This is a genomic window from Lactobacillus xylocopicola (assembly GCF_033096005.1).
Classification (GTDB): domain Bacteria; phylum Bacillota; class Bacilli; order Lactobacillales; family Lactobacillaceae; genus Lactobacillus; species Lactobacillus xylocopicola.
The window spans coordinates 589765-601710 of record NZ_AP026803.1; the positions used below are offsets into that span (position 1 = coordinate 589765).

An 11946-nucleotide genomic window follows, 5' to 3' on the forward strand; every position below is an offset into this window, starting at 1 on the left:
TTAGGGCCTCCTTAATTGTGGAGCTAGTTTTAAATAGGATTCTTCTAGAGTCGCAGGTCGACCATCTGTTTGAATATTTGCTAATTTGATCACGCCGCTAACCGTGCCTTGATAAAAGACTTTGCCTGCACCCAGTAGGATAACTCGGTTAGCCAGCTTTTCAATTTCTGACATGGTGTGACTGGTCAGCAAGATACTGATACCAGAATTGGCCAGTTTTTGAACTGTGTCTTGCACACTTTTAGCGATCTCAACATCTAACCCGCTGGTCGGCTCATCGAGTAAGAGCAGACTTGGGTTACCCAGAAGTGACCGAGCGATATGCAACCTTTGTGTCATTCCTTTTGAAAATTCGCCCACTTTTTTATTGGCAACATTGGTCAAGGAGACTACTTCCAAAACTCGTGCAACTTCATCTTTTTGCTTGCGGTAGGGTACTTTGGCCAAGTCAGCAAAGAACAGCAAGTTCTGCCTGGCTGTGGCATTGCGATAAAAGCCCATTTCACCGCCGAAAGATACGCCGATTTGAGGACGTTTACGAGCTGCAGTGATATCCTGACCATTCATTAGAACTTGTCCCGAACTGGGGATGAGGTAACCACCAATAACTGAGACAATGGTAGTCTTACCTGCTCCGTTGGGCCCCAGGAGTGACAGAATTTCCCCCTGGCTAATTGTGAAAGAGACATCATCTAAGGCAGTAAAGTCTTGTTTGCGGCCGGTGTAAGTCTCTTTTAGGTGTTTAACTATTAAAATATCTTTCAAAATTGATTCTCCATAATTCAAGTGTAAATATACTCAGCCACTAATAAGGAAGGGGTGACTATTTGAGCAATTACAGGTCAATCTGAAGATCTTGTGATGGATAACATTAAAACTATCATTTTTATTATAGCATAAATTAATTTAATTGATTTTTTATTGTAAAAAAATTTGAAATTACTAAAAATATGTGGGAAGATAGCAAAAATAAGCTTGATTTATTCGTTATCATATAGGAGATAATCATGGAACTAGGGTTGGATACATACAAGCAACATGAGCAAGTCGATGATGGAGTAACCGTGGCCCGAATTTCACTTAGCTCGGCCAACATTTACAAGGTCATGCACCTAGATGGTAGTGAAACTACTGCCACTCCCAAAAATCGGACTACTCAGTTTTTAGTTGGTGATTGGGTGGTCATAGATCCGCAGCTTGACTTTGACCTCATTAGTGAACGTTTACCACGTTACAGTACCTTAGGACGAATAACGGGTGATCGTTACCAGGCTCAAGAAAAGGAGGCAGTCAGCAATCTTGATCAATTGTTCATCTGCATTTCAATGAATAAAAACTTATCGGATAGCCGGATTAACCGTTATCGCTATGCCTTTCAAAAAGACAATGAGTACCAGACTTCGTTGGTTTTAACTAAGTCTGACCTCTGGCCTGATGCTGCACAGCTGGCAGCACAACTAGCAGATGAACTGGGCGTGGCCGTGTTATGTACTTCAAGTCTCACTGGGGCAGGAATTGCAGATTTACAAGCTAGCATTTTACCGGGACAGACGGTTTCTTTTTACGGTAATTCGGGTGTGGGCAAATCAAGTCTAGTTAATGCAGTAGCACAAGAGGAAGTAATGGCGACTCAGCAGATTAGTGCAAGGACGGACAAGGGGCGGCATACAACTACTAGTTCGCGCTTGTTTCCGATTAGTCGGGGTGACTTCATTTTGGTTGATACGCCAGGAATCAAAAGCGTCGGGGTCGGCACAAATGACTTAGCAATGGTGTTTCCCGAAATCGTAGACTTGGGTAAGGGCTGTCGTTTTCATGACTGTACACATAAAGGTGAACCAGGCTGTGCCGTTCAGGCAGCTGTTAATAACGGTCAACTAGACCAGCAAGTATACCAGCAGTTCATTTCTTTACAAGCAGAAAGCCAGGCAACGCAGACTTATCTGGATGCCAAAATAGCTAAAAAGTTGATGCGCAAGGCAAGAGACAAGAAACAGGCAGTTAGCAAGCGCCATTATCGTAAGCCGCCAATGTAGTTGTCAAAGTAAGGAGATTCAATGACGTCGTTTTCACATTTACAAAAGGTAACAATTGGCCACATTACCCAAAATCAACCGATTAAATTGGTTGACTATGACCCAAGCTGGCCGGAGTTGTTTCAATTAGAGCGGGAAAAAATTACTGAGGCAATGGATGAGAAGGCGCTTCAAATTGAACATGTCGGTTCAACTGCAATTCCGCATCTTTGTGCCAAGCCAATCATTGATATGCTGTTGCTGGTTCCAGATCCCAGCAAGGAGTCGACCTATGTTCCTCAACTGGAGAAGGTCGGTTATGTTCTACGGATTCGTGAACCAGCCAGTGAGGGGCACCGCATGTTTATTGGAAATAAAAACCAGCTCCACATTCATGTCTATGGTCCTAAAAGTGAAGAGGCTCGTGATCTAGTTTTGTTTCGGGATTGGTTGAGAATTAACCAGGCAGACCGACTAAAATATCAGGCATTGAAAGAGCAACTGGCCCAGCGTTCATGGCAAACGGTCCAAGACTATGCGGATGCCGAGGGGCCAGTAATTACAGAAATTAAGCAGCGGGCGCGCGAACACATAGCTGATGTTTGGAATCAATAAGCGAGGTAAGAATAGTAGGTCAACCTGCACTCTAGTTGGAATAAATTTGCTTGTTTAAATTATCATTAAGAGTATAAAATTGTTATTAACTTTTTAATTTATACACAAATTTATGATATAGTTATCTAGATAAATTTACTACATAAGGAGAAAATAATATGGGTTTTGATATCATGATGATTTGTTTAGTGGTTGGAATAATATGCTTAGTCTTGGTTTATAAGAAGAACTTCTCTAAAATAAGCAAAGATATTATTCTAGGCCTAGGCATCTTTTTCGTGGCCGTAGCAATTTTCCTGGCTACACCATGGGGTTCTGGTATTGCTCATCATGTCTATGATAGCTTGTACGCGCAAGGACTATTTAAGTAAACTGCTTAAATAAAAAATAAAACCATCTTAGAAGATATCTTCTAAGATGGTTTTTTTACTAACATACTTTAGCTGATTTTTTGTCAAGAATTAATCAACCGATTGCAAGGCTTCAAGCATGTTTAGATTTTTCAGCTGCTTGTTAACAATGAAGCCGAGAATCAAAGTAATGATGCCGATAACACCTAACGGCCACAAGAAACTTGAAGCTGACAGGGCCGGATTAAACATGACGTTGTCTGGCGGTACGACGTACAGGATATAGCGGTAGAGCAAGTCACCAGTTAAATAGCCAACTAGAATTCCCAGGCCAGTTAACAGGATGGTTTCGCGGTAGATGTACATTGTGACCTCACCATCGTAAAAACCTAGCACTTTTATAGTCGATAGTTCGCGGATTCGTTCGGCGATATTGATATTGGTTAGGTTGTAGAGAATGACAATTGCTAATAGGCCGGCAACGATAATCAAAACGACCATGATCATGTTGAGTGACTGAACCACGACGTCGAGTTCTTGACTAATTGCAGTATTCTGCACGACCCCACTAACACCGTCTAAGGACATGTAACGAGCGGCGACTTTTTTGGTATTTTGTGAGCTTCCTGCTTTTAAGTTAACTAGATGGGCATTGGTCTGATATTTACGTTTAAATACTTGACGATATTGGTTCCGATTCATAAAGGCAAAATGCCCCATATACATTTCGGTGATCCCAGCTACTTTCATGGTACGTTGGTGGTTGTCTTGATCAGTTAAGGTGATTTTACTCCCCTTTTGAACCTTTAAAAGGCTAGCCAGTCGCTCTGAGATAACAACACCATTATTATTCAGTGCAATTGGCTGCCTAGCCCGCCGGTCATTCAGGTGAACATACTGGTTGAGCTGGTTACTTGAGCTGGGAACAATCAAGGTAATGTCTTGCGTATCGCCAGTACGGCCGACAGCCTTAGTCATTGATTCGTAGTACACTTGCATTTCTGCTTTAACATTGTTCTGGTGCAATTTGTTCTCGAGTAGCTTTTTTTGCTTAGCTGAACTAGGTGTTTTTTGCGCAACAATTAGGTTGTAATGGATTAAGTCAGAAAACTGCCGCTTATTCATGGTACTAATCGAATTTTTGACAGCAAAGCCTGAAAAGAGAAGGGTGGCCGCCCCGCAGACACCAAAGATAGTCATCAGCATCCGTTTCTTGTAACGAAAGATATTGCGAGCGGTAACCTTGTGGGTAAAACTCAAGTGCTTCCAGATTAAGGGGATCTGCTCAAGTAGGATTTTTGAACCTGCGGCAGGTGGCTTGGGTAGTAATAAAGCTGCTGGTTTTTCCCGGAATTCATTTTTGGCGGTTAAATAAGCAGGCAAAACTGAACTGACCCAAGACAAGACTAAGGCCACCAGACTAATTTGCCACTGGAAGTGTTCTTCAATTGGTGGAATAGTTAAAGATTGATAATAGGCGTGGTAGACAATTTGCGGCATCAGGGTGTGACCTAGAATAATACCAATTACCGTTCCCACTGTCCCCGCTAAAAAGCCGTAGAAAATAAACTTATTGATGATCACCAAATCATCGTAACCTAGTGCCTTCAGCGTACCGGAATTAATTCGTTCTTCATCGATGAAGCGGTTCATCGTCGTAAAGGTAACTAGTGCAGCAACAAAGTATAAGAAGATTGGAAAAACCTTGGCCAGGTCTTCGACCACTTGAGCAACTGTTGTATAAACCAGATTCCCATCGCCACCAGGCACTTCGCGCCGATTATAAACACTGTATGAAGGTGGGGCCATTTTTTTGAGTTGCGCTTTGGCCTGGGCGATTTTGTGCTCCCCTGCACTAATTTGCAAGTTAGTTTTTTTGGCGCTTTTTTGCAGTTTGGCTTTTTTACTGCCCAAAATTCTTGTTTGGCTAGCTAGCTCAATTTCAGCCTGCTGCAGCTGGTCGCTGAGTTCAGCAGAAGGCTGCACTCCTTGAAGTTGCGACTTTTGCGCAGTAAGTTCGGCCCGCTTACTTGCTAATTGTTTTTCAGCTGCGGCAAGTCCTTGCTCTGCACCTTGCAGCGCTTGCTTGGCCCGTTGTAATTTTCTTTCCTGCGGGGACAGTTTCTGGGCGACCGCAGTATTAATCCGCTCTTGTCGCCGATAAGCATTCTTCTTTAGAACGGCCTGCAAGTCTTTTTTATGTTTACTAGTGCGGTCAGTGTATTCGCGGCTGTATGAATCAAGTCCATGCAAGTCTTGGTAAGTTATATTGGCGGTAGTGTATACCGTCCGGTTAAAGGCTTGCGGTGTTGCCACAGCATAACCTTTAAGTTCACCAGTGCCGCTATTGCTTTGGCCCAAATTGACATTAGAGAGGATCTGGCTCGAGCGGACAAAGCCAACTACCTTAAAAGTTTTCTGCTTAAGCAGGGTGGTGCCAAGGATATTTTTCTTTTCAGTAAAACTGACTTGCTGGCCGACCTTGTACTTAGGGTAATAGTGATCAGCAAGCGCAATTTCGTTTTTTTGCTTAGGCAAGCGTCCCCGTCTTACTTCGTACTTTCCTACGGTCTTTGGCTTTGAAAAGATCCGAAAACTAGTGTGACTGTTTTTCAAGACAGTGTCAGTCATGTAACCAAATTCAACATTTTTAATGCCTTTGACCTGGTTGATTTCTTGGGTATCCTCATGGTCAAAGCCATAATTACCAATAATGGTTAGATCAGCTGCATTTAGGCTCTGGGCGTAGTGGTTACCAGTAGCACGCATGTCGGGGCCAGTTACCATCAAGCCAACTAAGGCAAAGGCACCAATCATCATTAGTCCTAAGATAGATAAGAACTGTCCTTTTGTGTGTTTAACTGATTGCCAAAAGTCTTTCCAAATTATCTTATTCATTGTCAGACCCTCTTACCATTTAATATTGGCGATGTCTTCGGGATGGTCATTCGGTTCAATTTTGGTTACCTGACCATCGTGAAAGTGAATTACGCGATCAGCAATCGGAGCCAAAGCGCCATTGTGCGTGACGATAACTACGGTCGCACCATTGTTGCGGCTTAAGTTGGTGATTGTCTGCAGGACGCTCTTACCAGTCTGATAGTCAAGGGCACCAGTTGGTTCATCGCAAAGCAGGATTTTGGGGTTTTTAGCGATTGCCCGGGCAATGGCAACACGTTGCTGTTCACCGCCTGATAATTCGGCGGGAAAGTTGTTGATTCTGCTCTTAAGGCCGACATCTACTAGGGCCTGCACCGGGTCTAAGGCATCAGAAACAATTTCCGCAGCCAATTCGACGTTTTCCTTGGCCGTCAGATTTTGAATTAAGTTGTAAAACTGAAAAACAAAACCAATGTCAGTGCGCCGATAGCTGGTCAGTTGCCGCTTGTTATATTTAGCAATATTTTGACCGTCGATAATCACTTCCCCAGATGTGTTAGTGTCCATTCCCCCTAGAATGTTGAGCATTGTTGACTTACCAGCGCCGGATGCACCAAGAATGATTGCCAGCTCGCCTTGATTAATCGTGAAATTCACGTCATTATTAGCAAGAATCTCAGTGTCACCGGTTTGATAGCGTTTATAGTTGTGCTTTACTTCAATGTAACTCATGAAAAATCACCTTTTAGTAATCTGACAATGTTGTATGTCTACTATTGTCATTCTAGTCCAAATACTGTTCAAGTACTTGTAATACGCCCATCTCATTGTTACTTGGTGCTTCATACTTGGCAATTTTTTTCAAGCGTTCATCACCATTTTTCATGGCATAACTGTAACCAGCCAGCTCAATCATTTCGCGGTCGTTCATGCCGTCACCAAAGGCAATTAACTCTGCTGGTTCAACGTTAAAATAGCGTAAGAAATACTTGATTCCTTGTCCCTTGTTAACGCCAGCAGGCATTACATCGATATTATCAAAGCCGCTGGTAGTACAGTGAATTTGTTCACCATTGTTCTGGTTGAACTTTTTTTCGATTTCATTAGCTAGGCTAGATGAACAGTTGAGCGTCAACTTGGTCAGGCTATCGCTACTGGGAAGGTCAACCAAGTTGGCAATTTCGACCATATCCGGATAAAAAAAGTGCATCGTGTTTTTGAACTGCGCCGGTGCCTTTTTACTAACGTAGGAGCGGTCGAGACCGCTTGCGGCAATCCGAATGTCAGGATAGTTGTTTTGGATGAAGTTGAGTAGTTTGATGCCAGTTTTATAAGTAAAAACGTGGCGCACAATAATTTTGTTATCTTGAGTTAAAATCGAACCATTATCGGCGACGATATCGATGCGGTCCAAAAAGTCATAAAAGTCTTGGCGCAAGCGGGACAGAGGTCTGCCACTAGAGACGATAAAGTGGACGTGGTGCTCACGCAGGGCCGTTAAGACTTGTTCAAATCGGCGCTGGTCAAACTCGCGTTTATCGTTTTCAAATGTGCCATCCATATCGACGGCCACAGCCTTAAAAGGGATTGATTTCATGTTGTTCTCCTTGATTTTTCTAGTTATATGTATTATATAGTAGATAACGAAAGTTGGGGATGTTGGTTACGGTTTTTAACTTTTTAAAAATAAAAAACAGATTCATGCTAAAAATGAATCTGTTTGATGATTTTGTCAATTGCAGCTAATTCGCAGTTGGCTTTCTTTTGCCAACTAACCAGCAAATGAGAATTGCAATAAGGTTTTCGACCATAATTAATATAATATTTAGCCCCAAATGCACCTGGCCCAGACTCAGCACTTGACCATTAAGGAGCTGGTTTTGCTCTGCAAAGTAGAGATCAAAAACGATCGAGCCGCAAACAACTGCTAGCATCGTAACCCATTGCCCGCGGCTAAAGGCCAGGCCGTACCGTTCTTCGCGGCGTCTAATACTTGGTAAGATGGCACCAAGCCCGATTAAAACTACTACCGCAATGATGTTGATAATTAATTCATACCACCAGTAGCCGCTAAACTGTTTGATATCTTGCGGTGCAATGCCCAGAATTGTTGCTACAGCAGTAACAATTAGGAGAAAGAAGCCAGCCCAGTATCCCAGCCGGTCGTTTTTTAAGAAAACATAATCAGCTGGAAATTTTTGGGGATTTTTGCGAATCTGCATGAAGGAATAGAAGATCCAGCAGGTTACACCTGGAGAGATAATGCCGTTCAGGTTGAGTAACCAGTTAAAAATATCATTCATATCAGGCAGGAAGATGCCCAAGAGCATAATGAAAGCTGATAAGGCGACGGTAAGAATGTAGCCATTGATGGGGAGGCCATTTTGGTCTTTTTTCTGTAAAAAGCGTGGCATATACTTGTCCCCGGTATCGGAAATCAGCATCCGTGTCATGGCGTCAAGTAATACCGCGAGCAACGCTGCATTGTAAAAAACAGAAGTCCAGGCCCACACGTATAGCAGGGTTTTGCCCAGACCGTATTGCTGGCCCACCATGTCAAAGACATAGTAAGCCCCGTTCATTTTGAGGTCGTTGGGAATATGATAGCTGTCAAAGTAAATTCCTAGTGCAAAAGACCCAAAAACAGTCAGGAAAATAGTCATTACGGCCAGGGCGACCATAGCTTTGGGAAAGTCGGACTTCGGCTGCTTCATTTTGGTTACGTAAGGCGCGACCAATTCGCACCCGTTAAGAGCAAAGATGAGCATGGCAATGGTTGTCCAGTAGTGCATGTTAAAGTTGGGCACCAGCGTGTGCCAGGTAAAAGGCTGGGTTGCCATGTGTCCCCCAGACTTAGCCAATCCCAAAAAAGCTAACAGGACAAACATCAGGGTCATGATCAGCATCAGACCACCGCCGATGGTCGACAAAATTTCCATTGAATGAGAAAAGTAATGCTCAATGATTATAAAAATGATGAACATGGCAAAGGTTAGGAGTGCGAACTTAGCATTAGAAATTTGGCTTTGGAATTTTTCCGAACCGGTCAACGCCCAGCCAATATCAACAATAATTTCATTGGCAGAGTCCACGGCATAGGGGATTGAAGCTGCCCAGTAGGTCCAAGCAGTAAAATAACCCAAAAATTCCCCGTTGGTACCGCGCACCCAGGAAGATAGCCCGCCACCTTCATTATTAAAGACTGAACCGAGCTGTCCGACCATCAAGGAATATGGAATGACATAAAAAAGACACATGATAATCCATGAGGTAACAACGGGCATTCCCTGGTTTTGGAAATTGTACATGATATCGTCGAGCCCGATTACCGTGCAAAACGCCATTAAGGTCAAAACGGGCCATGACAGATATTTTTTCTTGGAATTTAATTCCTCCACTAAAATTCGTCCCTTCTAAAAATTATTAACTTTTATATTCTACTAATTAACGCAGAAGTTGACTAGAGCAAAGACAGAAATAGTTTAGAAAAAAGTTGGCCTTGATTTTTGCTTCTGGCAGTGATTTCTTTAACAAGGGCTAGTATTGAATTTTATGCGGCCGTGCGGTAAGATGATAACGATAATATCTTAATGAAAGAAAGAAGGATTCTTATGTCAGGACATTCAAAATGGCACAATATTCAAGGCCGCAAGAATGCGCAAGACGCAAAAAGAGGTAAAATTTTTCAAAAGTTATCTCGTGAAATATACATGGCTGCAAAAAACGGTGGTCCTGACCCTTCTGGGAATCCAAACTTACGAATGGTAATGGACAAGGCCCATGCCAACAACATGCCCAAGACCAATATTGATCGTGCCCTTAAAAAGGCTGAAGGAAATTCAGATGAGCATTATGATGAAATTACTTATGAAGGCTATGCGCCAGGAGGTGTTGCCATCTTTGTTGAAGCTTTAACTGATAACAAAAATCGGACTGCCTCTTCAGTGCGTGTTGCCTTCACCCGTAATGGTGGTTCACTTGGTGCCAGCGGATCGGTTGCCTACATGTTCAACCGTAAGGGTTACATTGTGATTGACCGGTCAACCACAGATGCTGATGAAGACCAGATGCTGCTAGACGTGATGGACGCCGGTGGTGATGACTTGCAGACCAGTGATGATGCCTTTGAAATCTACACTGATCCAAAACAATTTGCGCAAGTCCGCGATGCCCTGGTCAAGGCGGGATATAAGTTAGCAAACGCTGAGTTAACGATGATCCCAGAAAATACGATGGCAGTTCCAGAAGAAAAGCAGGACCAGTTTAATAACTTAGTTGAAGCCTTAGAAGATGATGAAGACATTCAAAATGTCTACACGGCAGCAGCTGACGAAGACTAAATAATTCAAATTACCCAAATCACCCAATTACTTGGGTGATTTTTTGTATTTGCCATGTTTAAAAGATATGAATAAATATAATTTTTAGGTATTAGACACGGTCTAAAGAAACACTTAGACTTATTCCAAAGCTTAATTAAAAAAGGGGACATTATAAGTGGAATACGCAAAGATTGGAAAGACGAATCTTAAGGTATCAAAATTGTGTTTGGGCGGAATGAGTTTCGGGCAGGCAGGAACGATGCATGACTGGACACTCGATAAGGACCAGACAGAAGAGATGGTTAGACATGCACTAGACCTGGGCATCAACTTCTTTGACACTGCCAATAGCTATTCGGCCGGAACGGGTGAAGAGTATCTGGGTCAAGCACTAAAAAATAATGTTCCAAGAGAGCAAGTAGTAATTGCCTCTAAAGTCTACTTTAATCCGGGTAGGTTATCGCGGGAAGCAATTAAGCGCGAAATCGACGGAACTTTGACACGACTAGGAACCGATTATTTAGACCTCTACATTATCCACCGCTTTGATTACGAAACTCCGATTGAGGAAACGATGTCAACTTTGAATGATCTGGTTAAGGCCGGGAAAGTGCGTGCGCTTGGTGCCTCAGCCATGTATGGCTACCAGTTTTATAACATGCAGCTGGTTGCCCGTGACCATGGGTGGACGACATTTTCAGCAATGGAAAACCACTATAATTTGCTATACCGTGAGGACGAACGCGAACTAATCCCGATCTGCAAGCAGATGGATGTAGCACTAATGCCTTATAGTTCACTGGCAGCGGGTCGCTTGGCACGACCAACCTGGTCAGCTGGCACTGTGCGCAGTAAGACGGATCGGGTGGCTAAGGGAAAGTATGACCACACCCAGGAAACTGATCGGGCTATTGCTGAGCGCGTTCATGAACTGGCGCAAAAACATGATGCAACAATGGTTCAGATTGCTTTGGCCTGGATGTGGGCCAAGGGTGTAACCGCACCAATTATTGGTGCTACGAAGATTAAGTATTTGGACGATGCGGCTGGTGCCTTTAAAGTCAAGCTAACGAATGATGAACGCAAATATTTGGAAGAGTTGTACGTGCCCCACAATATTGTGGGTGCAGTTGACCAGAATCCGCCAGAAGGAACAATTTTACTCGACCAAGACAAAGAAAACAAAAACCAATGAGGTAGCGGAGGTAAAGCAATTTGCGAATGACAGTATTAGTTTTTCATCCTCACCTCAATGAATCACGGGTTAATCAGCGGTTAATGGCAGAAATTACCAAATACCGCTCAGATAAGGTGATCGTCTGGGATGAATATGCGATGTATCCAGACGGAAAGATTGATGTTCAGGCGGAACAACAACTATTAATGGCAAGTGATCGAATAGTGTTGCAATTTCCGTTTTACTGGTACAGTTCACCAAGCCTGCTAAAAAAGTGGGAAGATGAAGTGCTGCTCCACGGTTGGGCTTATGGGTCGGGTGGTACTGCTCTGCATGGCAAGGAGCTACTTTTGGCTATTTCAGCCGGAGCTGCTCCCGAGAAATATCATATCTATGGTGAATTTGGCTATACCATGGAGGATATGTTATTGCCATTCATGGCGACCAGTAATTTAATTGGTACTAAATTTGTTGAACCCTTTATTTTACAAGGAGTAATGCAGAATTTAACAGACGAGCAGCTGGAGGATTATGCACGGAATTACGTCGATTACATTTTAAAAAGTAAGTAAGCTAATCTAGCTAGA

The 11946-nt window shown here is 43.1% G+C and carries 11 protein-coding genes; 6 read left to right on the forward strand and 5 right to left on the reverse strand.

The window, feature by feature from the left end; all coding sequences use genetic code 11:
* Complete coding sequence (locus R8389_RS03025; RefSeq protein WP_317638009.1) at window positions 1–765, reverse strand: ABC transporter ATP-binding protein; 765 nt, start codon at window positions 763–765, stop codon at window positions 1–3.
* Window positions 766–1007: 242 nt separating this feature from the next.
* On the opposite strand from R8389_RS03025, the gene rsgA reads away from it, so the two are divergent.
* The 3 genes from rsgA to R8389_RS03040 all read left to right on the forward strand — a co-directional run bounded on the left by rsgA (window position 1008) and on the right by R8389_RS03040 (window position 3001).
* Window positions 1008–2036: a ribosome small subunit-dependent GTPase A gene (gene rsgA / locus R8389_RS03030; protein ID WP_317638010.1), complete on the forward strand. Its 1029-nt coding sequence runs from the start codon at window positions 1008–1010 to the stop codon at window positions 2034–2036.
* Window positions 2037–2057: 21 nt separating this feature from the next.
* The gene (locus tag R8389_RS03035; RefSeq protein ID WP_317638011.1) at window positions 2058–2630 is read left to right on the forward strand and encodes a GrpB family protein; all 573 of its coding nucleotides are present in this window, start codon (window positions 2058–2060) and stop codon (window positions 2628–2630) included.
* A 158-nt stretch (window positions 2631–2788) separates the two neighbouring features.
* Window positions 2789–3001: a hypothetical protein gene (locus tag R8389_RS03040; RefSeq protein WP_317638012.1), complete on the forward strand. Its 213-nt coding sequence runs from the start codon at window positions 2789–2791 to the stop codon at window positions 2999–3001.
* A gap of 90 nt (window positions 3002–3091) precedes the next feature.
* Here R8389_RS03040 and R8389_RS03045 read toward each other — a convergent pair whose 3' ends face one another.
* From R8389_RS03045 to R8389_RS03060, 4 genes are all read right to left on the reverse strand, one after another.
* Window positions 3092–5878 carry an FtsX-like permease family protein gene (locus R8389_RS03045; protein WP_317638013.1) on the reverse strand — a complete coding sequence of 929 codons (2787 nt, stop codon included), beginning with the start codon at window positions 5876–5878 and terminating at the stop codon, window positions 3092–3094.
* Between the two features lie 12 nt (window positions 5879–5890).
* Window positions 5891–6592, reverse strand: coding sequence for an ABC transporter ATP-binding protein (locus R8389_RS03050; RefSeq protein WP_317638014.1), 702 nt, complete (start codon window positions 6590–6592; stop codon window positions 5891–5893).
* A gap of 52 nt (window positions 6593–6644) precedes the next feature.
* The gene (locus R8389_RS03055) at window positions 6645–7457 is read right to left on the reverse strand and encodes a Cof-type HAD-IIB family hydrolase (RefSeq protein ID WP_317638016.1); all 813 of its coding nucleotides are present in this window, start codon (window positions 7455–7457) and stop codon (window positions 6645–6647) included.
* A 145-nt stretch (window positions 7458–7602) separates the two neighbouring features.
* Window positions 7603–9258 carry an APC family permease gene (locus R8389_RS03060; protein ID WP_317638017.1) on the reverse strand — a complete coding sequence of 552 codons (1656 nt, stop codon included), beginning with the start codon at window positions 9256–9258 and terminating at the stop codon, window positions 7603–7605.
* Between the two features lie 213 nt (window positions 9259–9471).
* Between R8389_RS03060 and R8389_RS03065 the strand changes: the two genes are divergently transcribed.
* The 3 genes from R8389_RS03065 to R8389_RS03075 all read left to right on the forward strand — a co-directional run bounded on the left by R8389_RS03065 (window position 9472) and on the right by R8389_RS03075 (window position 11931).
* On the forward strand, window positions 9472–10200 hold the full coding sequence (locus R8389_RS03065; RefSeq protein WP_317638018.1) for a YebC/PmpR family DNA-binding transcriptional regulator: 729 nt from the start codon (window positions 9472–9474) through the stop codon (window positions 10198–10200).
* 157 nt (window positions 10201–10357) lie between these two features.
* Window positions 10358–11377: an aldo/keto reductase gene (locus tag R8389_RS03070; RefSeq protein ID WP_317638019.1), complete on the forward strand. Its 1020-nt coding sequence runs from the start codon at window positions 10358–10360 to the stop codon at window positions 11375–11377.
* 26 nt (window positions 11378–11403) lie between these two features.
* On the forward strand, window positions 11404–11931 hold the full coding sequence (locus R8389_RS03075; protein ID WP_317638237.1) for an NAD(P)H-dependent oxidoreductase: 528 nt from the start codon (window positions 11404–11406) through the stop codon (window positions 11929–11931).
* Window positions 11932–11946 lie beyond the last annotated feature (15 nt).